Source organism: Azospirillum rugosum (genome assembly GCF_017876155.1).
Classification (GTDB): domain Bacteria; phylum Pseudomonadota; class Alphaproteobacteria; order Azospirillales; family Azospirillaceae; genus Azospirillum; species Azospirillum rugosum.
In genome coordinates, this window is the sequence record NZ_JAGINP010000001.1 from 198,901 (window position 1) to 220,636 (window position 21,736).

Here is a 21,736-nt window from a genome sequence, read left to right on the forward strand (position 1 = left end):
CCGTCAGTCCTCCGCCACAGGCAGCAGAAGGCGCGACGGCCGGTTGCCGCCGCCGTGGATCAGCAGCGTGATCGGCTGCGCGTCCACCAGCCGCGTCTCGCCCGGCTCCGCCCCCGTGCCCGGGTTGACCGGATAGGCGGGATAGCTCGCCCCGGCGAGGCTGAGGCGCAGCGCGCTTCCCACGGGCAAGGTCGCGCAGACCGCGCGCAGCGTCACCGTCAGCGGGCGCTGGTTGTCGCCGGGCTCAACCCGCGCGTGCCCCTGGGCCAGCGGCAGGACCCGGCCGTCGGGCAGCACCGCCGACAGCACGGCGCTGACGTCGAAGGAGGGGGCATCCGCTTCGACCCAGACCTCCAGCGCGACCCGGCCGGCGAGCAGCAGGGGCTCCGCGACCGGCGCCGTCGTGTAGGTCGCCACGTCCGGGCGCGCGTCCACCGCGGCGCGGTCGCGCGGCCCGGCGTCCGGCACCGCGTGTCCGCCGACCGTGGGCACGGGATCGCGCGGGTCGTGCACCAGCACGTCGAGGAAGGACTCGTCCGGAGAGTGGGCCTGCAAGTCGCCGCCTTGGCGCCGGCAGGCCAGCCCGTCGCTGGAAAGGTGAAGCGGCGTGATGGCCGCGGGCAGGGCGGGCAGGTCGCGCCAGCGCCGCGCCAGCAGGTCGAACAGCCGGACCGGGCCGGCCCGTTCCGCGCCGTTGGGCTCCCCCTTCAGGAAGCGGTCGAACCAGGCCAGCTGGAGGCTGTCGAAGGACGGCGCCTCCGTCCCCGCCCAGGGCGCGTCGCCGTTGGCGTCCCACGGCCCGACGAGCAGGCGGACCGGCGCCGACGACCGTTCCGACAGGGCCGCGTGGGCGTCGAGCGTTCCGTTGAGGCGCGGATCGTACCAGCCGCCGATCTGCAGGACCGGGACGTCCGTCGGGAGTCCGGCCAGCGAGCAGCACGGCGACAGGGCGTCCCAGCTCGACCCCGGGCCGGGCGTGGTCAGCCAGTCGTCGTAATGGCAATGGCGCGCGTAGTCGCGCAGGACCTTCGGGCGGGACGGGATCTCGTCGCCGAGCGGCAGGTCGCGCGTGGCCTGGAGCAGGGCGCGGAAGGCGGCGCCGTCCTCCAGCCGTCGCGCCGACTCGGTGGCGCAGCGCAGCGCCCAGCCCATGGCGTCGGCGAGACGGAACGCGCCACCTTCGTAGGCCCAGTCGGTGAAGACGTCCCACCCGGCCAGCGCCGGAACCATCGCGCGCAGCGCGTCCGGCCGCTCGGCCAGGGCAAGCCACTGCGCCATGCCGGCGTAGCCGCAGCCGTACATGCCAACCGCGCCGTTCGATCCGGGCAGGGACGCCGCCCAGGCCACCGCGTCGGCGCCGTCCTCGCGCTCGGTCTCGAAGGGGCGGAAGCGGCCTTCCGACGTGCCGCAGCCGCGCACGTCCTGCACCGCCACCACATAGCCGCGCGCCGCGTACCAGCGCGGGTGGGCGTAGTGGCTGGTCAGGGCGGTGCGCCGCCCGCAGGTGACGCGGACCAGCAGGACCGGCCAGGAGCCGGGTGCGTCGGGACGGTAAACGTCGGCGTCGAGGCGGGCTCCATCCCGGGTCCGCATCGATACGGTCTCGGGCGGCCGAACGGCCAGGAGCGGGTGGTGTTCGAGGATCACCGGAGCCATGTGGGTCATGCTGCGCCCTTCCGAGCGACGTTGACGATTCACACAGGCAATCTTCGTGCCACGCCTTCGCGCCCAAAAAGCCGGTCGTAGGACCCGGCATGGCCGCCCAACATTTGGGCAAGCGCCTTCACGTTGGGCGGTGACAGTCGTTTGGTCGCGTAGGCAGCGTAGGTTGGGTGGAGCGCAGCGCAACCCAACACTCTCGGCGACGATGTTGGGTTGCGCTGCGCTCCACCCAACCTACGGGTGCTTTTACGAATCGTAGGCCGTCAGGGAGACGCTGGGCACGTCCAGCTTCTCGCGGCCGCTCAGGAAGGTCAGCTCGACGAGGAAGGCCGCGGCGCGGACATCGCCGCCGACCTGGCGCAGCAGCTTGATCGCCGCGGCCATCGTGCCGCCGGTGGCGAGCAGGTCGTCCAGCACCACGATGCGCTGGCCGGGCTTCACCGCGTCGGCCTGCACCTCGATGGTGTCGGTGCCGTATTCCAGGTCGTAGGAATGGGCCACCTTGTCGCCCGGCAGCTTGCCGTGCTTGCGCACCATGATGAAGCCGGTGCCCAGCACCAGAGCCAGCGGAGCGGCGATCAGGAAGCCGCGGGACTCGATGCCGACCAGCAGGTCGGGCTTGTGCGGGCGGATCGCCTCGGCAAGCTGGTTCACCGCCTCCTTCCACGCTTCGGCGTGCGCGAGCAGCGGGGAGATGTCGTAGAACAGGATTCCGGGCTTCGGGAAATCGGCGATGCCGCGGATGTGGTCCTTGAGGTTGATGGCGTTCGACATGAGGGGCGTGGTTCCTGTGCAACAGCGGCGCCATACTATCGACGCGGTCCGCCCGGTGCAAACCGGCATCGTGACGCGCTATCCCGCGGTATGGTTGACCGGCACGGGGTCTTGCGGCCAAGTTCGCCCTGACGCCTTTGGGTTACACCACGCTGGATAGGGGAAGGATGGCTCGCGAAGGGGCCCGGTTGGAGCCGTCACGGGACGGCGACGGCGGCTGGACGCTGGCGGCGCTCGGCCGGTGGGACCTGCGGGCCACCGGTGCCGTGGCGCGCGAGCTTGAATCCTATTCCCTGGACGGCGCCGGCAACGCCGCGGTCCGCATCGACCTGTCGCGCCTCGACGCGCTGGACACGGTCGGCGCCTACCTGCTGTCTGCGCTGGAGCAGCGCCTGACGGCGGCCGGGCACCCGGTGACCGTGGCCGCGGTCCGGCCGGAGCACGCGGCCCTGTTCGACGCCGTGCGGGCGGTCTGCCCGCCGCAGCCCGAGGCCCCCGAACCGCAGCACCCGATCCTGGACATGCTGGAGCGCACCGGGCGCACGGCGGTGCAGGCCGTGCACGAAGGGCTGGCGCTGCTGTCCTTCCTTGGCCTGATCACGGTCACCTTCGGGCGGCTGGCCCTGAACCCGCGGCGCCTGCGGATTCGCGCGGTGCTGTTCCACATCGAGCAGACCGGGCTGAACGCGCTACCGATCCTGGGGCTGCTGTCCTTCCTGATCGGCGTGGTGCTGGCCTTCCAGGGCGCCGACCAGCTGCGCCGATTCGGGGCGGAGCTGTTCGTCGTGAACCTGCTGGGCGTCTCCATCCTGCGCGAGATCGGCATTCTGATGACCTCGATCATCGTCGCCGGCCGCTCCGGCTCCGCCTTCACCGCGCAGATCGGCACCATGAAGGTGAACCAGGAGGTGGATGCCATCAGCACGCTGGGCCTCGACGTGATCGAACTGCTGGTGGTCCCCCGCGCGCTCGCGCTGATGATCAGCCTGCCGCTGCTGGCCTTCTACGCCGACATCATGGGCCTGTTCGGCGGTGCCGTGATGAGCTACGCGACGCTCGACATCACCTTCGGGCAGTTCATCCGGCAGCTGCACGGCGCCGTGACGCTGCCGCATTTCCTGGTTGGACTGGTCAAGGCGCCGGTCTTCGCGCTCGTGATCGCCATGGTCGGCTGCTACGAGGGGCTGAAGGTGTCCGGCAGCGCGGAGAGCGTCGGAACGCTGACGACCAAGTCGGTGGTGGAGTCGATCTTCCTGGTCATCGTGCTGGACGCCGTCTTCTCCGTCCTGTTCTCCTTCCTCAGGCTGTGAGGTCCCGTGGCGCCGCAAGACCAGTCCCAGCCCGACCCGAGCTTCACGGCGCACGCCCCGCCGGTGATCCGCGTGCGCGGGCTCGTCACCCGATTCGGGGCGCAGGTGGTCCATGACGGGCTCGACCTCGACGTGCGGAAGGGGGAGGTGCTGGGCGTCGTCGGCGGGTCGGGCACCGGGAAATCCGTCCTGCTGAAGGAAATCCTGGGGCTGATGCACCCGGCGGAGGGTCGGATCGAGCTGCTGGGCCGCGACACCGCCGGCCTGCCGGAGGCGGAGCGCGTGGCGCTGCAGGCGCGGACGGGGGTGCTGTTCCAGAATGGCGCCCTGTTCAGCTCCATGACCGTGGCGGAGAACGTCATGGTGCCGCTGAAGGAGCACACCGACCTGCCGCCGGCCCTGTCGGCGGAGATCGCCCGGGTCAAGATCGGCATGGCCGGCCTGCCGCCCAACGCCGGGGCCAAGTTCCCGTCGGAGCTGTCCGGCGGCATGATCAAGCGCGCCGGGCTGGCCCGCGCGCTGGCGCTTGACCCGGAAATCCTGTTCCTGGACGAGCCGACCGCCGGTCTCGACCCCATCGGGGCGGCGGCCTTCGACCAGCTGATCCACAACCTCCAGCGCAGCCTGGGGCTGACCGTCTTCATGGTCACCCACGACCTGGACAGCCTGACGTCCATCTGCGACCGCATCGCGGTGCTGGTGGACAAGAAGGTACGCGTCGGCACGCTGGACCAGCTTCTCCAGGACCCCCACCCCTGGATCCACGAGTATTTCCACGGACCGCGCGGCCGCGCCGCGCGCCATGCGGAGGCCTGACCGAACGCCATGGAAACCCGCGCCAGCTACATCCTGGTCGGCAGCTTCGTGCTGGCCCTCCTTGCCGGCCTGTTCGTCTTCACGGTCTGGGTCGCCAAGGTCCAGCTGGAGGAGACCCGCCAGCCCTATTACATCTACTTCACGGGGTCCGTCACGGGCTTGCAGGAAGGCAGCCCGGTGCGCTACCGCGGCATTCCCGTGGGCACGGTGACCGACATCCGGCTCGACCCCAACGACGTCAGCCGCGTGCGCGTCACCATCGAGGTGCAGGAAGGCACGCCGATCAAGACCGACTCCATCGCCTCGCTGGAGGTGCAGGGGATCACGGGTGGCGCCTACATCCAGATTTCCGGCGGGACGGAGCTGAGCGAGTTGCTGCGCACGGCGCACGACAGCGGGACCCCGGTGATCCCCTCGCGACCATCATCACTGACGGTGTTCGTGGACGCGGCCCCGCAGCTGCTGAACCGCGCGCTCGACCTGACCAACCGGATGGCCGACCTGCTGACCCCGCAGAACCAGGCGGCCATCGCCGACATCCTGCAAAGCACGCGCACGCTGACGGCGGAGCTGGCGAAGGCCAGCAACGGCCTGGAATCGACCATGCAGCAGGCCGGCCGGACGCTCCAGGGCTTCGAGGCGGTCGGGCCGCAGCTCAACCATACCATGGCCCAGGCGCAGCGCACGCTGGCCACCGTGGAGGGCAGCACCAAGACGCTGACCGGCGACCTGCACGAGCTGACGACGTCGCTGAAGCAGACGTCCAGCCAGTTGAACGCGATGGTCGGGGAAAACCGCGACGCGGTGCGCGACTTTACGGGCAGCGGGCTGTATGAATTGACGCTGCTGATTACCCAGTTGCGTGACCTGTCCGGGCAATTGTCCCGCGTGGTCACGCGGATCGAGAATGACCCGTCGAACTTCCTGTTCGGCGGGACCCGGCAAGGCGTGGAGATTCGCGGACGATGAGCGGGTGGAGGAAAACGGCAACCGGCAAGGCGCGTCGGGCGCTGCTCGCGGCGGCTCTGGTCGGCGCGCCCCTGTGGCTGGGCGCCTGCGCGGTGCTGGACCCGACCGCACCCAACCTCTACACCCTGACGCCGAGCGGCCCCGCCGACCCGACAGTGCCGCGCGCCGACTGGCAGCTGCTGGTCGAGACCCCCGTGGCCGGCGCCGGGATCGACACGCCGCGCATCGCGGTCACGCGCGGGGTCACCGCGATCGACTACTTCGCCGACGTGTCCTGGGCGGACCGCGTGCCCAACCTGGTGCAGGGGCTGATCGTCCAGTCCTTCGAGAACAGTGGGCGAATCGTGGCGGTCGGGCGCGACACGGTGGGCCTGCGCGCCGACTTCGTGCTGAAGACCGACCTGCGCGATTTCCAGGCGGAGTTCGTGACGCCCACCGCGACCTTTCCCGACCGCGTCCATGTCCGCATCGCCGCCAAGTTGGTCAGCATGCCGCGCCGGACGATCGAGGCGGGGGAGACTTTCGAGGCGATCGTGCCCGTGAGTGGCCGGACGTTCCAGGACGTGGTGAACGCCTTCAACGAGGCCCTGGGCACGGTGGAGGCCGCCCTGGTCCAATGGGCGCTGCGCAACGGCAACGCCGTTTACCGGGCGGGAAGTGGTCGGACCAGCTGAGGAAATCGCTTGCTAAGCATACGAATCCTCATACCTAATGGGGATCAAGGATTCCGGGATTGTGGTTATTTCGGATCGGCCGCCTTGCGGCGGACTCCGGAAGGCCGGAACGGAACCGCCGGGGTTGGGCAAGGGATCACGGGGCTGACCATCCGATGATGGACCTTTCGGAGCTTTCCCGCGAAGAACTCGACGAGATGGCCGAGGCGGCGCGCGAACTGAGGACCTGCCAGCGCGTCCTGACGAAGACCGGGGACACCGTCGTCGGCGAACTGCTGCGCGGCCACGGCACGCTTTACGAATGGCGGCACTACCCGCCGGGCGACGTCTACGACGCCGAGTACCACGCCCAGTATTATTACCACTGCCATCCGGAGACGGAGCGGCCCGACGGCGAGCACGGGCATTTCCACACCTTCCTGCGGCCGCTCGGCATGCCGGCGGGCGTCGCGCCGGCCCCGCTGGAGGACTTCGAGGAGCCGGAGAACCAGAACGACGCGCTTTCGCACTTGGTCGGCATCGCCATGGACGTGGCGGGGCAGCCGGTGCGGCTGTTCACCACCAACCGTTGGGTGACGGGGGAGACGTGGTACGCGGCCGACGATGTGATCCGCATGCTCGACGGTTTCGTGGTGGACCACGCCCGGCCCTCCTGGCCGGCCAACCGCTGGATCACCGCCCTGATGCGCCTGTTCCGCCCGCAGATCGAGGCCTTGCTGCGGGAGCGCGACGAGACGATCCGCCACTGGGCCGGCCGGCACCCGGACGGCTATGTCTACGAGGACCGCAAGCTGGAGGTCGCCTCGCAGATCATGATCTCGGTGGACGAGCAGATCGCCGCGGTGGAGATGGCGCTGCGCGGCATCCGCCGCCGCCGCTCCGTCCTGCCGGAACCCCCGCGCTTTGTGGAGCCGTGAAGGGACGGCCAAGTTTCCACAGCGTTGGCGCGGCCATTAACAAAGACTCAACGCTTTTGGTCCGATGATATCCTGAAACGACGTCCTCCCGAACATTCAACGGGAGAGACCGGGGCAGGAAGGGTCAAGGACCCATGAACAACCAACCGACCGCCGGCCAAGCAACCCCCGGCCAAGCAACCGCCGACCGGTTGTCGAAGGAAGACGTGGCCCGGCTGCTGTCCGACCCGTCGCCCCACGGCCGATCCGAACTGGCCGTCAAGGTCGCCCAGCAATTCACCGGGGCCGCGCTGTCCGATGCCGAGCGCAAGCTGGCCGAGGACATCATCCGCGTGATGGCGCGCGACGCCGTCGTCCGCGTGCGCCAGTCCTTGGCCGAGAACCTGAAGGCGAGCCCGTCGCTGCCGCGCGACGTCGCCCTGACGCTCGCGCGCGACGTGGAGGCCGTGGCGATCCCGGTGCTCAGCGTCTCCACGGTGCTGACCGACGCGGATCTGGTGGAGATCGTCCGCACGGGCACCGACGCCAAGCACACCGCCATCGCCCAACGGCCCGCCGTGCCCGCCAGCGTCGCCGACGCCCTGATCGAGACGGCCTCGGAAGGCGCCGTGGCCGCTCTGGTGGCCAACAGCGGCGCGGAACTGGGCGAGAAGAGCCTCGGCCGTGTCATCGACCGCTTCGCCGGAAGCGAGGCCGTGGGCGACCCGCTGGTGCACCGGCCGAAGCTGCCGATCACCATCGCGGAGCGGCTGGTCGCCGTCGTGTCGGAGACGCTGCGGCAGCATCTGGTCACCAACCACGAGTTGCCGGCGAAGGTCGCCGCCGACCTGATCCTGCAGAGCCGCGAGCGCGCCACCGTGTCCCTGTTCTCCGGCGAGAACGACGAGGGCGCGCTGGAACGGCTCGTCGCCCAGCTGTCGCGGACCGGGCGGCTGACCTCGTCGCTGCTGGTGCGGGCGCTGTGCGTCGGCGACGTGGCCTTCTTCGAGACGGCGATGTCCTATCTCGGCAACGTGCCGCTGACCAACGCGCGGCTGCTGATCCACGACGCCGGGCGGCTCGGCCTGAAGTCGATCTACGACAAGGCGAAGCTGCCGCCGGCACTCCTGCCGGCCTGCCGGATCGCGCTCGACGTGCTGAAGGAGACGCCCTACGACGGCGAGGCGCACGACATCGAACGCCACCGCCGCCGCGTCATCGAGCGGATTTTGACGCAGTACGAGGATCTGGCGGCGGAGGACCTCGACTATCTGCTCGCCAAGCTCGGCGACCTGATGGTGGCCGAGGCTGCGTGAGACATCGCTTCAAAACGGTCGTTTCCACCTTATCGCCTTGCATCCGTCATCCCCGCGAAGGCGGGGATCCAGGAAACATTGCTGCTAAGTGGCTGATATGCCCTGGATTCCCGCCTTCGCGGGAATGACGAAACGGGGGGTGTCCGCATTAGGAAGGCGTTTCGAAAACGGCAGTGACGGCACGTCACGGCTTCTCGAACAGGTAGAGCTTCCCGTTCTCGGGCACGGTGAACTTCGGGCCCTTGAAGCCCTGGCGCAGCAGTTCCTTGCGCAGGAAGATCATGAAGCCGGCGTGGCCCACGACCAGCGTGTTCTCGCCGCTGTTCGGCAGGACCTCGTTGGCGAAGGTCTTCACGTTGTTGAGGAACGCGGTCTTCGCGTCGCGTTGCGACCGGTGCGAGGTGGCCCAGGCGATCCGCAGCATCATCTTCCAGAACGGGAAGGGCATGCGGATGTTGGCGCGGGCGATGGGCTTCAGCGCCGGTTCGCGCAGCATCGGGGTGCTGACGATCGGGCCGGGATAGATCGCCTGCGCCGTCTTCAACGCGCGCGGAGAATCGCTGGAAATGCACCGCGTCCAGCGGACGTCGCCCAGGTCGACGCTGCCCAGCCGGATTTCCGCCCCGTCATAGTCGGCCAGCCATTGAGCGATCTGTTCCGGTGTCATCCATTGCCGGTTCGGGATGCCGAGGGTGACTTCGAAATGACGAACAAGGCCGATCTTCATTGTTGTCCGCATTGGTTTTTTGTCTTCTTCGCCATTCCTACAGCAAACCGCAAGCTGCGCAACACGGTACCCGTGCACCCTTTGGGGGGAGAACGGGCACCTTCGGACCCCGCCTGTTTCCAGCCGCAACGCACCCAGGACGGTCGACGGGCTTGCGCCGGAGGGCCCCGAACGGTATAGGCAACCACACGTTCGGATTGAGGGCTGCACGCCGTGCTAGAGACGTATCTTCCGCAGCTGGCCGCTCTCGGCCAGGTGATCCTGATCGACCTTGTCCTGGCCGGCGACAACGCCATCGTCGTCGGCATGGCGGCGGCCGGCGTCGCGCGCGAGAAGCGTGGCCAGGTCATCTTCTGGGGCATTGCCGCCGCCGTGGTGCTGCGCATCATCTTCGCGCTGATCACCACCCACCTGCTGAACATCATCGGGCTGACGCTGGCCGGCGGCCTTCTGCTGTTGTGGGTCTGCTGGAAGCTGTTCCGCGAGCTGCGCAACCAGCGGGAGGAGGCCATGGCCGCCGCCCTGGTGGCGGATGAGAATGGCGAGGACGCCGCGCTGGCCTCGACGGGCGGCACCAAGCCGGTGCGCACCGCCGTGTGGGAGGTAATCGTCGCCGACGTGTCCATGTCGCTGGACAACGTGCTGGCGGTGGCCGGCGCCGCGCGGGAGCATCCCTACATCCTGGCGATTGGCCTCCTGCTCTCCGTCGGGCTGATGGGGGCTGCGGCCAGCGTGATCGCGCGCCTGCTCAACCGCTTCCACTGGATTGCCTACATCGGCTTGGCGGTGATCGCCTATGTGGCGCTGGAGATGATCTGGCGGGGCAGCCTGGAGGTCGTAGCGGCGGCTGGGGCGTTGTAACCGGGCCTTTCCGGCCGGGCTCATGCTGGGCTCGGGCCGGAACCTTCTGCCTTTCGTACGTGTTGTGGCGGCAGTCTCAAGAGGGGAGTCGCCGGCATGAACCGAGCCACGGACACGTATGTCAACCGAGGTGGCACCGCCGCGGAGGATGCCGAGGCCCGGGCCGCGAGGTCCGGGGCCGTGCCTCCGGCGCCACCCCATTCACCATCCAAGGTTGTTGTTGCCGACGGGCTCGACGCCACCGGCGCGACGGGCACCGCCGGTGTGTCCGGCGGGCGCCGCTCGCCGGACGAGATCGAGCGCGACATCCATGGCATCCGGGCCCGCATGGACTCGGTCCTGGACGAGATCGAATTCCGCCTGTCGCCCGGGCAGATGTCCGGCGGGGTCATCGACGTGGTCCGCGACGTGGTGGAGGGGAACCCGACGCGCGTCGCCCGCGCCATCCGCTCCAACCCGTGGCCGCTGGCCGTGATCGCAGCGGGCGCCCTCTGGCTCGCCTGGAACGTCTCCCGCACGCCGGAGGTGGAGAAGACCCCGCTGGGGAGCCCGGCGGGGATGGTGAACGACGACAGCATCCGCAGCCTGCTGGCGGACTTGATCGACGCGTGCCGGCAAGGCGCCACCGGCTTCCGGCAGGCCGACCTGATCCTGGACGATCCGGGTCTGACCCCGCGCTTGACCCAGGTGGCCTTGCAGTTCGACCGCAGCGCCGCGGCGCTCGACGCCGAACTCAGCCGTCGCGGCGGCGCGGCGCTGCCGGAGGGGCCGGTCCACCCGGTGTGGAACGACCTGCACCGTGAGCTTGGCGGGAACCGCTCCCGCGGGGCGGTGCTGGCCGGGCTGGAGCGCGGCGTCGACGGGGTGCTGGGGCTGTTCCGCGACGGGCTGCACGGCGACCTGCCGGAACAGCTGCGCGTCGTGGTGGGTGCCCATTTCCACGAGATCGAGACGGTGCGCCACCGCGTCGGCGCGCTGCGCGAAGCGGTCGCGTAAGGGGGACGGCGAATGCTGGGGCTGAGCCGTCGTCACCACTACAACTATCCCCGGGTGCAGATGGAGGACGGTCGCGGCCGGTCCGCGGACAAGCCGTCCGACATCCCGAAGGCCGGCTGGAAGGACATCCTCTGGCGCACCTGGGAGCAGCAGGGCAAGGACAACATCTCCATCGTCGCGGCGGGCGTCGCCTATTACGCCCTGTTCGCGATTTTTCCGGCCATCGCGGCGCTGGTCTCCATCTACGGCCTCCTCCTCGACCCGGCGGGCGTGGAGCGGCAGATCGGCCTGCTGGCCGACTTCCTGCCGCCCGATGCCCTGAAGGTGCTGAGCGACCAGGCGCACAGCGTCGCCACGGCGCCCCGCCAGGGCCTGGGCTTCGGCGTCCTGTTCGGCTTCGCGCTGACGCTGTGGAGCGCGTCTCGCGGCACCAACTCGCTGATCACCGCGCTGAACATCGCCTACGGCGAGGAGGAACGGCGCAGCTTCTTCCGGCTGGCGCTGATCTCCCTGGGGCTGACCATCGCCGGGCTGCTGTTCCTCATCGTCACGCTGGGCCTGATTGTGGCGGTTCCCGCCGTGATCAACCTGCTGGGCCTTCAGGACACCGTGATCGGCTGGGTCGCCAGCCTGGCGCGATGGCCGATCCTGGCGGTGGCGATCATGTTCGTGCTGGCGGTGCTGTACCGCTACGGCCCCGACCGGCGCGAGCCGAAATGGCGCTGGGTCAGCTGGGGATCGGCGGCCGCGACGATTCTGTGGATCCTCGCTTCGGTCGGCTTCTCGCTCTACGTCTCGCACTTCGGCAGCTACAACCAGACCTATGGGTCGGTCGGGGCGGGCGTCGTGCTGCTTCTGTGGTTCAACCTGACGTCCTACGTCATCCTGATGGGCGCCGAGTTGAACGCGGAGATCGAGCACCAGACCGCCCGCGACACCACCGACCAGGAAGGGCGCGGCGAGAAGCCGCTGGGCACCCGCGACGCCTACGTCGCCGACACGGTGGGCCGGCGCCGCGCGTAGCCGCTCAGTTGGGTGCGCTGCAACGCTGGATGATGGTGTCGACCTGGGCCTGGGCGCGACTGTTCAGCCGGTCGTTGATGAAGTCGGTCCACAGGTCGGACCGGCCCAGGCCCTCGGTCACGCAGCGGCAGCGGGCGGTGCATTGCGCCGGCTCAATGCCGCTGTTCGCGCAGGTGGCGGTGCAGGACTCCAGGAAGTTTCGGACGTCCAGCGGCTCCACGCCGACGCCAAGCGCCACCAGCGACAGGGTGCCGAACAGCATGGGCTGGTGGATCAGATAGATGGCGAGGCTGTGCCGGCCCGCCCAGGCAAATCCGCGGCCGACACGTGTCCGGGGCGAGCCCGCGGGCCGCGGGCGCCACAGGCGGCCCAGCGCGATCCCGAACAGCACCGCGCCGAACCAGGGAAACAGCGGCACATAGTCGTTCGACTCCGGCTCGAACGTCATCAGCCCGACCCAGCGCAGCGTCGGGGTGTCGAACAGGGGCAGGGCGACGGTCTCGCCGACGGCGACCACCGCCACCCCCAGCGCGAGCGTCACCGGCCAGGGCAGCCGTAGGAAGGCCAGGCCCAGCACGCTCGCCACGGCGATGTGGTGAAGCACGCCGAAGAAGATCGGGCTGTCGGGGAACATGACGAAGGACACCGCCGACACACCCGCCGCCGCGAGCACCAGCAGCAGGAGCCGGCGCGCGAAGCGCCGCCGGTCGAGCCCGCGGTCGGTCGCCAGCACGAGGCTGACGCCGGCCAGAAGCAGGAAGCTGCCGAGGATCAGGGTCCGCGCGGCCAGCCACAGCGGGTCGTCCAACAGGTCGAACCGCGCCAGCCCGAGGAAGTTCAGGTCCCAGGAGCCGTGATAGATCGCCATGGCGAGCAGTGCTGTGCCGCGCGCGACATCGACGGCGCCGAGCCTGCTGGCGCCATTCGTGGGCGCATGGAAGGACGAAGGGAGCATGGCGCGTTTCTGACGCATCGGCGGCCGCCTGTCCATCGAGCCTGCGTCAGGGTGGCTCAGTCGTCCCCGCCCGGGCCGGCGGACGGCGGGGTCAGGGGGCGGCGCTTGCGCGTTTCCCGGTGCAGGATGTAGAGGCCGCTCGCCGCGACCACCGAGGCGCCGAGCGCCATGTGCGAGGACGGCACGTCGCTCCACAGCAGCCAGCCGAAGATCACGGCCCAGAGCAGAGAGGCGTAGTTGAAGGGGGCGATCACCGCCGCCGGGGCCAGGGAATAAGCCCGCGTCATGAACAGCTGCGCGCCGCCGCCCAGCAGCCCGGTTCCGACAAGGATGGCGAAATCCGTCAGGTTGGCCGGCGTGACCCAGACGAAGGGCAGGGCGAAGGCGGTCAGGATCGTCGTGATCAACGTGAAGTAGAAGACGATGGTGTTGGGCGGCTCCGTCGCGCTGAGCTGCCGGATGGCGATCATCGCGAAGGACTGCGTGAAGGCCGCGCCAAGCCCGACGAAGGCACCGAGGTGGAGCAGCATCTCCCCGCTCGGCCGCACGATGATCAGCACGCCGATGAAGCCGACGAGCACGGCGCTCCAGCGGTGCAGGCCGACCTTCTCCCCCAGGAAGGGGACCGACAGCGCGGTCAGGAACAGCGGCGCGGAGAAGTTCAGCGCCACCGCGTCAGCCAACGGCATCAGATGGAACGACCAGAAGGTCAGCGACATCGACGACAGGCCGATGACGGAGCGCCAGACATGCCCCCACGGCCGCTCGGTGCGCAGCCCCGCCCCCCAGCCGCGCTGCAGCGTGATTGCCAGCGCGACCGGAATAAGGGCGAAGGCGTTGCGGAAGAAGGTCACCTCGGGCACGGGGTACCGCTCGGTGCCGATCTTGATCAGCACGTTCATCATGGAGAACAGGAACACCGAGCCCAGCATCATCGTGATGCCGAGCGGCGTGTTGTCCACGCGGGTGTGCGTGCGGGCGGGGGAGAGGGATGGGGCGGACACCCCCGGATGCTACCAAAGCGAAACCACCCGCGTCACGGTGTCGCGACACGGGCGGTCATGCCCTGGCGGAATGGCCGGAATGCGGCAGTCCCGTTTGCCGGACTGGTGCAATCAGCGTTGTTGCAGCATCTCCGCGATTTCCGCCTCGGCACGCAGCCAGTGGTCCATCTCCCGGCCGTCGGGCCGGCCTTCGCGCTCCCAGATCTCGTAGGCGCGCTCCTGCACCATGCGGTTCTGCTGGCCGCGCAGCAGGCCTTCCGCGATGTGCATGTTGATGCGCGACAGCGACACCAGCTTCGCCGCCTCGATGGAGCCCGTGGTCGCTTCCATGGTGGTGGTGGACACGTACTGCGCCAGGTTGCGCAGATTGGCCTTCACCGCCGGCTCCAGCGTGTTCTCCTCGTTCTGGAGCACCGTCTTGATGGCGACCCAGAGGCGCAGGTTGTGGTCGAGCGCGATGTTGGCCTTTTCCGGCGTGTCGGCTTCCACCAGCAGGCTGGCGGCGTGCAGCAGCGCGACGGCGTCCTGCTCGATCATCGTGAAGTTGGTCTGCAGGACGATCTCGGCACCGGTGTCGGTGGCGATCGTCTCGGCGGTTTCGGGCGACGTGATGGTGTCGGCAGCGTTCGCGGTTGTCGCGGTGGCGGTCTTCGCGGTGGCGGTCTTGCGCTTGGCCATGGTCGGGTCCCCGGGCAGATGTACCAGGGCCAATAGATCGGTGTGTTGTTAACAACCGGTTAAGACTAGAATTTTCGGGGCTGCTGTTCAGCCTCCGCGACAGAGGAGCGGCGCGGTGATTCGGTGATGTTTGTGCTGCAGTGCGAAAATGCTCCGGCCCGCGATCACTGTCCGGCCAGTGCGCCGAAGGGCAGGCGGTAGTAAAGACCGAACACATTGTTGGTCGACGCGTTCGAGTCCGGGGTCGAACCGGTGCTGTCGATTCGGCTGTAGCCGAGGCTGAAGCGCGACTTGTTCTCGAACTGGTAGCCGAGTTCGAGCTGGGAGCGGAACTCCACAGTCGAACCGGTTTCGCGGGTCGTGCGGTTCGCACGCGGCAGGGTGCCGGCGCCGATGCTCGGCGTGAACACGAAGGATCCCAGCGGCACGTCGATCAGCACGCCGCCCATCCCGTGCAGGCTGCCGTCCACCGACGGGCTGCCCATCGACACCCAGGGCCGGATGTCGGCGTAGGGCTCCAGCTTGGGCAGCAGGGACGATCCGATCCGCACTTTGCTGTGAAGGTCGGACACCGTGGTTTCGGGAACGTCGCCGGTCACATAGGCCAGCGCGCCGATCTTCCAGTTGCCGATGCGGTCGCCGGGCGCAGTCGCGTCCTGGGCATGTGCCGGCAGGGCGAGCGCAAGGCCCGCGGCCACGACCATCACAGGGAAACCCCGGGAAACCCTGCCCACGGCGCCACACTCCTGCTTGCCCGTTACCCAGACGAAACCACCGGAGACGAAAACCATCGGACTCTACCACGCCCGAACTTGTCACTGCTGTGTCATTACGGGCGCGCGTTCCGCGTTTGCAAGCGCCTTTCGGTGCTACCTCCCTGATGTCGTTTCGCAATGGCCCCACGTCAATAGGGGAGGCGTGCCCCTGTTCACCCTCGCAATTGCGGAGTGGGGTTAGCACCGATGGAGCGACGGGACGCGACGCATGGACGCGCCGCCGGACCGGGCGAACCTGCCCCGCGGGCACCGGCCCGTGTTAGGCTTCGGCCATGCAGCACGCACAGCCCGATCCGGTGCAACGGAAGGTGGCCGCCTTTCTCGGCGATCCGCGCAGCCACGGCGGCGCGGCCGTGGAGCGCGTGGACACGCACGCCGCCATGGTGTTCCTGGCCGGCGACCGCGCGTACAAGCTGAAACGCGCGGTGCGCTATCCCTACCTGGACTTTTCCACCGTGGAGCGGCGGCACGCCGCCTGCGTGGCGGAACTGGCGCTCAACCGCCGCACGGCGCCGACCCTCTATCTCGGGGTCGCGCCGGTGCTGCGCCGCGCCGGTGGGCTGGCGCTCGGCGGAGACGGCACAGCGCCAACCGACCAAGCATTGGACTGGGTCGTCGTCATGCGCCGCTTCCCGGCCGACGCCCTCCTGGAGCGGATGGCCGAGCGCAGCGCGCTGACCGACGACCTGATGCGCGCCCTGGCCGACGCGGTGGCCGCCTTCCACCAGGCCGCCGAGCGCCGCACGGACGGCGGCGGGGCGACGGCCATGCGCGCGGTCGTCGACGGGAACCTGCGCGAGCTTCGCGAAAGCCCCGCCCTGTTCCCGCCCGACCGGGTGGAACGGCTCGCGTCCCGGTCGATCTCCGCCTTGGAACGCCTCGCGCCGCTGATGGAGGCGCGCCGGGCGAACGGCTTCGTGCGCCACGGCCACGGCGACCTGCACCTGCGCAACATCGTGCTCCTCGACGGACGGCCGACCCTGTTCGACGGGATCGAGTTCGACGAGTCCCTGGCGGTCATCGACGTTGTCTACGACTTGGCGTTCCTGCTGATGGACCTGGAGCAGCGGGGCCTGCGCATCCACGCCAACACCGTGCTGAACCGCTGGCTGGACGTCACCGGCGATCTGGACGGGCTGGCGCTCCTGCCGCTGTTCCTGTCGATGCGCGCCGCCGTGCGGGCGAAGGTCGCCGCAGCGGCGGCCTGGCTGCGCGCCGACGAAGGCGCTGTGGCCAAAGGATCGGCGGCCAAGCTGGAGCGCGAGGCCGTCGACCATCTGGACTTCGCCATTCGCGCTTTGGACCCGGCCCCGCCGCGCCTGATCGCCGTCGGCGGGCTGAGCGGGACGGGAAAGTCGCGGCTCGCGCTGGGGCTCGCGCCCTGGGTGGGGCCCATGCCGGGGGCGGTGGTGCTGCGCTCCGACGTACGGCGCAAGCGCCTGTTCGGGGTGGCGGACACCGACCGGTTGCCGGCGGAGGCCTACGACGCGGCGGTCACCCGGCGCGTCTACGCCATGCTGGTGGACGAGGCGCGGCGGGTGCTCGCCGCCGGCCACGCGGCGGTGGTGGACGCGGTCCACGCCAGGCCGGAGGAGCGCGCGGCCATCGCGGCGGCGGCGCGGGACTCACGCGTGCGGTTCGACGGCGTCTGGCTGGACGCGCCGCTGGAGACGCGCGTCGCCCGTGTGACATCTCGCCGCGGCGACGCCTCCGACGCCACGGCGGAGGTGGCGAAACACCAGGAATCCTACGACGTCGGCGCGATCGATTGGCTGCGTGTGGACGCGGGCAGGGATGCGGGGGACGCGCTTGCGGCCGTGCGGGAAAGACTGGCGTAATTCCAGGTGGGACGGGCGCTCCGCCGTCCGATGCGGTACACTGTCCGAAACACGGTCCTCGACGTCCGCAGGCGAAGGGCACGCGGCGCACCGAACCACCGTCCGACAAAGGGCCGGCGGAAACGGCCCGGGGGGAGATCATGTCACTGAAGACGATTCTCGTGCCGCTGGCCGGCACCGACAGCGACCCGGCGGCGCTGAACGCCGCCATTCAGATCGCGCGGAACTTCGATGCCCACGTCGATGCGCTGTTCGTGAAGCTCGACCCGCGGGACGCCGTCCCGATGCTGGGCGAAGGCATGTCGGGCGCCATGGTCGAGGAGATCATGCGCGCTGCGGAAGGCGAGGCGAACGTCCACCTGCGCACCGCGCGCCGCACCTTCGACGCCGTCGTGCAGGAGGCCGGGATCGAGCTGCGCGACGTCCCCTCGGGCGTCGAAGGCCCGAGCGCCCGCTGGCGCGAGGTCGTCGGCCGGGTCGAGGACGTGGTGCCGCTGGAAGGGCGGCTTGCCGACCTGCTGGTCTTCGCCCACACCCGGCTGGACACCGACACCCAGGCCTACGCCACGGTCGAGACCGCGCTTCTCGGGGCCGCCCGGCCGATGCTTCTGGTGCCTGGCACTCTTCCGGACGCGATCGGCCGCACCATTACCGTCGCCTGGAACGGAAGCGCCGAATCCGCCCGCGCGATCGCCGGGGCGATGCCCTTCATCCGCAGCGCCGACACGGTCCATGTGCTGACCGCCGAAACCTCCCACACCGAGGCTGCGGCAGGTCGTCGCACGGTCGATTATCTGGCTTGGCACGGGGTTAACGTTCAGTTAACTATATTGAAGCCGGGGTCGGAACCCGTCGGCCAGACCATCATCAACAAGGCCACGGACTTGGGCTCGGACCTCCTCGTCATGGGGGGATACGGGCACAGCCGGATGCGGGAAATGATCCTGGGTGGCGTGACCCGCTATGTTCTGAACCACGCTGGTCTGCCCGTGCTGATGGCCCACTGACCGGGCCGGAGTCCGGGACGATCGCCGCGGTCGGATCGTCGGGCGGGAACGTCAACCCGACGCGCGGCGCTGTCTGCTGAAGGCGCCCTCCACGCCGGTGGTGAACAACCACAGGGCCGCTGCCGGACCTGATCCGACGGCGGCCCGGCAATCGGGAAGGGAACGCGCCATGTTGACGATCGACGATTGCATCGCGCTGAGCGATCTGACCGAAGACGAGATCGACGCCATCGCGGAACACGAGCACCTGCCGGAAATGGTCGCGGTGGAGCTGGGCTGCTGCCTCGTGCACGCCGCCGATGGCCCGCGCCGGATTGCCCGCATCATCCGCGACGACATCGAAAACGCGCGCAGCCACGGCCAGCCCCGCCACGCCGACGAGCTGACGGTGGTCCTGGACGGGTTCGTGGCGCATCACCCGGCGCTTTGACGCCGCATTCGGGCAACGGCTTGGGGGGAAACCAGCCGGGGAAGGGGCAGGCGCCGGAACAACCGGGCCGCCCGCAAAGTTGGATGGGGAGGAAAACGCGGGGGGCGCGGGCGACGCGCTCCCCGTTTCTGCCGGAGGACAGCAACCCGTGCCGCTCAAGAAAATCCGCCTCGAACTGGCCCGCACCGCCGACCATCCGGAGGGAAGCGCCGACCACGGCTATGAGTTCACCGCCCCGCTGACCGCGGACGGCCATCTCGATCCCGAGGAATGGCGGACGCACAAGACCGCCTGCACCGTCCACCGCTTCTGGCGCGGCGAGGACGACGAGACCGGCCACCTGATCCATCGTGGGAAGGGCTGGCTGTTCGACTACGACCAGGACGACGTGGACGACGACGAGCCGATCTTCCGCTTCGACCGCCACACGCTGGTGGAGGGTGAATACATCTCCATCACCGAGCATGACGGTGTCCAGCGGCCGTTCCGCGTGGTGTCCGTGCGGTAAGGGCGCGGTCGGCGCCACCCCCCTGCGACAATCCGCCCGGACAGGACCGTTCGGCACGGCGGCGCTTCATATCGCCCGCGCGCGTGGGTAGACTTGCCCCCGGCTCTTTCTCCGCTTGGGGTGTGCAACGGGTGGCGGCGGACGCGAACTCACCGGCGTCGGACGACGCGCTGCTGGTCATCCGGTGGCGCGAGGGTGGCGGGCATCCGATCGATACCGCGTCCCCGGCCGTGCTTCGCATGCTCGGGGAGGCGGAACCCTGCCTTCAGACGCTCCTTCACCCGTTCGACCGGGACCGCTTCCTGGCGGAGGTCGCCCGGGCGCGCCGCTGCGGGCACGACCGCGCGCGGCACGCCGACCACCGCGTCGTCGACCGGGACGGCCGGGTGTCGTGGTGGCAGACCGTCACCGTGCTGCACCCGCAGCCCGACGGCGGCCTGCGCGGGGTCAGCCACGCCTTCGACGTCACGGACCTGCGCGGCTGTGGGCGGTCCTTGCCGCAGGACACAGCACCCTGCGCGGAGCGCGCGCTCCTGCAGGCGATGCTCGACTCCATTCCGGACCTGATCTTCTTCAAGGACCTAGACAGCGTCTTCGTCGGCTGCAACCGCGCCTTCGCCGCCTTCCTCGGCCGGTCGGAGGAGGAGATCGTCGGGCGCAGCGACTTCGACCTCGTGCCGCGCGACCTGGCCCTGGCGTTCCGCGCCGACGACCGCGAGGCGCTGCGGGTCGGGATGCCGCGCCGCGTCGTCGAGACGGTGCAACTGCCCGACGGGCGCGAAGCTCTGCTGGAAACCATCAAGACGCCCTACCGCGGCCCGTCGGGGGAGCTTCTCGGCCTCGCCGCCGTCGCCCGCGACGTGACGGAGGCGCGCAGCACCGAGGAGACCCTGCGCACCCTGTCGCTGGCCGTGGCGCAGAGCCCGGTGGCGGTGGTGATCACCGACGCCCTGGGGAAGGTTGCTTACGTCAACGCCCGCTTCACCGCGATGACCGGGCGCGAGGCGTCCGCGGTCCACGACCTGGAAAGCTTCGCGCTCTGCTTTGCCGAGCCCGGCTCCGACCAGTTCCGGGAGATGTGGCGCGTCCTGTCCGCCGGCGAGACGTGGCAGGGCGAGCTTCCCGCCCGCCGCAGCGACGGCGGCCTCTATTGGGCGTCGGTGACCATCGCGCCGGTCCGCGAAGCCGACGGGCGGATCACCAACATCATCGGAACCGCCGACGACGTGACGGAGCGCCGGCAGGCGGAGGAGCAGATGCGCCGCGCCCAGAAGATGCAGGCGGTCGGCGTGCTGGCGGGCGGCATCGCCCATGATTTCAACAACATCCTGACCGCGATCCTGGGCTACAGCCATCTGGCGCTCGACAGCCTGCCCGAGGGGTCGGAGGTCCGCGACGACGTCGCCCAGGTCACCATCGCGGCGGAGCGGGCCAAGGGGCTGGTCCAGCAACTCCTGACCTTCTCCCGCAAGGAGAAGGCCGGGCGCGAGGTCGTCGACCTGCGGCGAATCGTGGAAGAGGCGCTGCAGCTCATCCACCCGACCATCCCGCTCGACGTGACCATCCGCTTCGTCTGCGACGATGGCGACATGGCGGTCTTCGCCGCCCCGACGCAGATCCACCAGGTGGTGGTGAACCTGTGCAAGAACGCGCTGGACGCCATCGGCGACGATCCCAAGGGCGGCCCCAAGGGCGGCGGCCTGCCGCGGCTGATCGTCGTGACGCTGGCGCACGCCACGGTCGGGGCGCCGAAGGAGCTGGCGCGCGCCCGGCTGAATCCCGGCCGCTACCTCTGCCTGAGCGTGTCGGACACCGGCTGCGGCATGGACGCGGCGCTGATCGAGCGGATCTTCGAACCATTCTTCACCACCAAGGCCGTGGACAAGGGGACGGGGCTCGGCCTGGCCGCGGTCCATGGAATCGTCGCCGACCATGGCGGCGTGATCGACGTCGTCAGCGCGCCCGGCGAGGGATCGAGCTTTTCCATCTACCTGCCGCGGCACGATCCGGAGCTGGGGCTTCGCGCCATCAAGCGCGGGCGCGGGCGGATCCTGCTGGTCGGTGACGAGCGGACGATGCTGGGCATGGCCGGCCGCCTGCTGCGGATGCAGGGGTTCCAGGTCGTCGCGTCCGCCGGCAGCCGGCGGGGGCTGGCGCTGTTCACCATCGCGCCGGAGCGGTTCGACCTCGTGGTGCTGGAGCAGGGGCCGACCGGGCAGGCGTGGCGGCTGCTGACGCTGGCGCGCGCCTTCGCCGCTGCGTCGCCGGGCATTCCGATCCTGGTCTGCGCGAGCCCCGACAGCGAACTGGAGGGAGCGGCGGTCGAGGCGGCGGGCGTGACGCGCATCCTGCGGACGCCGGTCGTTCCGGACCAGTTCGTGACCCTGGTCCGCCAGCTCGTGGAGGAGCGGCTGGCCCAGAAGGCCGGACGGAACGCCGACTCCACCACGGGCGCCACCACGGGCCGGGGCCACCGGCCGGCATGATGGAAGCAAACATAAGCAACGAGGAGGACG

General features: G+C 69.6%; 21 protein-coding genes. 14 read left to right on the forward strand and 7 right to left on the reverse strand.

The window, feature by feature from the left end; translation table 11 throughout:
• Positions 1–3: 3 nt before the first annotated feature.
• Together J2851_RS00960 and J2851_RS00965 are read right to left on the reverse strand one after the other, a co-directional pair.
• Entirely contained in the window at positions 4–1,665 is a 1,662-nt protein-coding gene (locus J2851_RS00960; RefSeq protein ID WP_209762514.1) for a CocE/NonD family hydrolase, read from the reverse strand.
• Positions 1,666–1,908: 243 nt separating this feature from the next.
• Entirely contained in the window at positions 1,909–2,424 is a 516-nt protein-coding gene (locus J2851_RS00965; RefSeq protein WP_209763650.1) for an adenine phosphoribosyltransferase, read from the reverse strand.
• A 179-nt stretch (positions 2,425–2,603) separates the two neighbouring features.
• Here J2851_RS00965 and J2851_RS00970 point away from each other — a divergent pair, with 179 nt between their 5' ends.
• The 6 genes from J2851_RS00970 (at position 2,604) to spbR (ending at position 8,417) form a co-directional block, all read left to right on the forward strand.
• Positions 2,604–3,746 (forward strand): MlaE family lipid ABC transporter permease subunit, encoded by a 1,143-nt coding sequence (locus J2851_RS00970; protein ID WP_209762518.1) that lies wholly within the window; start codon positions 2,604–2,606, stop codon positions 3,744–3,746.
• 6 nt (positions 3,747–3,752) lie between these two features.
• Positions 3,753–4,562: an ABC transporter ATP-binding protein gene (locus tag J2851_RS00975; RefSeq protein WP_307419095.1), complete on the forward strand. Its 810-nt coding sequence runs from the start codon at positions 3,753–3,755 to the stop codon at positions 4,560–4,562.
• A gap of 9 nt (positions 4,563–4,571) precedes the next feature.
• On the forward strand, positions 4,572–5,531 hold the full coding sequence (locus tag J2851_RS00980) for an MlaD family protein (RefSeq protein WP_209762521.1): 960 nt from the start codon (positions 4,572–4,574) through the stop codon (positions 5,529–5,531).
• Positions 5,528–6,205 (forward strand): ABC-type transport auxiliary lipoprotein family protein, encoded by a 678-nt coding sequence (locus J2851_RS00985; RefSeq protein WP_209762525.1) that lies wholly within the window; start codon positions 5,528–5,530, stop codon positions 6,203–6,205. The genes J2851_RS00980 and J2851_RS00985 overlap by 4 nt, the downstream gene beginning before the upstream one ends.
• Before the next feature lie 155 nt (positions 6,206–6,360).
• A complete protein-coding gene (locus J2851_RS00990; protein ID WP_209762530.1) occupies positions 6,361–7,122 on the forward strand; it encodes a DUF6969 family protein in 762 nt (253 codons plus the stop codon).
• Positions 7,123–7,256: 134 nt separating this feature from the next.
• The gene (spbR, locus tag J2851_RS00995) at positions 7,257–8,417 is read left to right on the forward strand and encodes a SpbR family protein (RefSeq protein WP_209762533.1); all 1,161 of its coding nucleotides are present in this window, start codon (positions 7,257–7,259) and stop codon (positions 8,415–8,417) included.
• Between the two features lie 184 nt (positions 8,418–8,601).
• On the opposite strand, the gene J2851_RS01000 is transcribed toward spbR, so the two are convergent.
• The gene (locus J2851_RS01000; protein ID WP_209762536.1) at positions 8,602–9,084 is read right to left on the reverse strand and encodes a histidine phosphatase family protein; all 483 of its coding nucleotides are present in this window, start codon (positions 9,082–9,084) and stop codon (positions 8,602–8,604) included.
• Positions 9,085–9,357: 273 nt separating this feature from the next.
• Between J2851_RS01000 and J2851_RS01005 the strand changes: the two genes are divergently transcribed.
• The 3 genes from J2851_RS01005 to J2851_RS01015 all read left to right on the forward strand — a co-directional run bounded on the left by J2851_RS01005 (position 9,358) and on the right by J2851_RS01015 (position 12,024).
• A complete protein-coding gene (locus J2851_RS01005) occupies positions 9,358–10,005 on the forward strand; it encodes a YjbE family putative metal transport protein (RefSeq protein WP_209762538.1) in 648 nt (215 codons plus the stop codon).
• Positions 10,006–10,185: 180 nt separating this feature from the next.
• On the forward strand, positions 10,186–11,001 hold the full coding sequence (locus J2851_RS01010; protein ID WP_307419104.1) for a DUF3618 domain-containing protein: 816 nt from the start codon (positions 10,186–10,188) through the stop codon (positions 10,999–11,001).
• 12 nt (positions 11,002–11,013) lie between these two features.
• Positions 11,014–12,024: a YihY/virulence factor BrkB family protein gene (locus tag J2851_RS01015; protein WP_209762544.1), complete on the forward strand. Its 1,011-nt coding sequence runs from the start codon at positions 11,014–11,016 to the stop codon at positions 12,022–12,024.
• Between the two features lie 4 nt (positions 12,025–12,028).
• Here J2851_RS01015 and J2851_RS01020 read toward each other — a convergent pair whose 3' ends face one another.
• The 4 genes from J2851_RS01020 to J2851_RS01035 all read right to left on the reverse strand — a co-directional run bounded on the left by J2851_RS01020 (position 12,029) and on the right by J2851_RS01035 (position 15,365).
• Positions 12,029–12,979, reverse strand: coding sequence for an acetyltransferase domain-containing protein (locus J2851_RS01020; RefSeq protein WP_209762547.1), 951 nt, complete (start codon positions 12,977–12,979; stop codon positions 12,029–12,031).
• Between the two features lie 56 nt (positions 12,980–13,035).
• Positions 13,036–13,983 (reverse strand): DMT family transporter, encoded by a 948-nt coding sequence (locus tag J2851_RS01025; protein ID WP_307419106.1) that lies wholly within the window; start codon positions 13,981–13,983, stop codon positions 13,036–13,038.
• 111 nt (positions 13,984–14,094) lie between these two features.
• On the reverse strand, positions 14,095–14,661 hold the full coding sequence (locus tag J2851_RS01030) for a DUF2934 domain-containing protein (RefSeq protein ID WP_209762551.1): 567 nt from the start codon (positions 14,659–14,661) through the stop codon (positions 14,095–14,097).
• Positions 14,662–14,825: 164 nt separating this feature from the next.
• The gene (locus tag J2851_RS01035) at positions 14,826–15,365 is read right to left on the reverse strand and encodes an acyloxyacyl hydrolase (protein ID WP_209762554.1); all 540 of its coding nucleotides are present in this window, start codon (positions 15,363–15,365) and stop codon (positions 14,826–14,828) included.
• 344 nt (positions 15,366–15,709) lie between these two features.
• Here J2851_RS01035 and J2851_RS01040 point away from each other — a divergent pair, with 344 nt between their 5' ends.
• From J2851_RS01040 to J2851_RS01060, 5 genes are all read left to right on the forward strand, one after another.
• Complete coding sequence (locus J2851_RS01040) at positions 15,710–17,275, forward strand: bifunctional aminoglycoside phosphotransferase/ATP-binding protein (protein ID WP_209762558.1); 1,566 nt, start codon at positions 15,710–15,712, stop codon at positions 17,273–17,275.
• 140 nt (positions 17,276–17,415) lie between these two features.
• Positions 17,416–18,282, forward strand: coding sequence for a universal stress protein (locus J2851_RS01045; protein WP_209762562.1), 867 nt, complete (start codon positions 17,416–17,418; stop codon positions 18,280–18,282).
• 169 nt (positions 18,283–18,451) lie between these two features.
• Complete coding sequence (locus J2851_RS01050; protein ID WP_209762565.1) at positions 18,452–18,712, forward strand: hypothetical protein; 261 nt, start codon at positions 18,452–18,454, stop codon at positions 18,710–18,712.
• Between the two features lie 148 nt (positions 18,713–18,860).
• Positions 18,861–19,220, forward strand: coding sequence for a hypothetical protein (locus J2851_RS01055; protein ID WP_209762568.1), 360 nt, complete (start codon positions 18,861–18,863; stop codon positions 19,218–19,220).
• A 131-nt stretch (positions 19,221–19,351) separates the two neighbouring features.
• Entirely contained in the window at positions 19,352–21,706 is a 2,355-nt protein-coding gene (locus J2851_RS01060) for a PAS domain S-box protein (RefSeq protein ID WP_209762571.1), read from the forward strand.
• Positions 21,707–21,736: the final 30 nt, after the last annotated feature.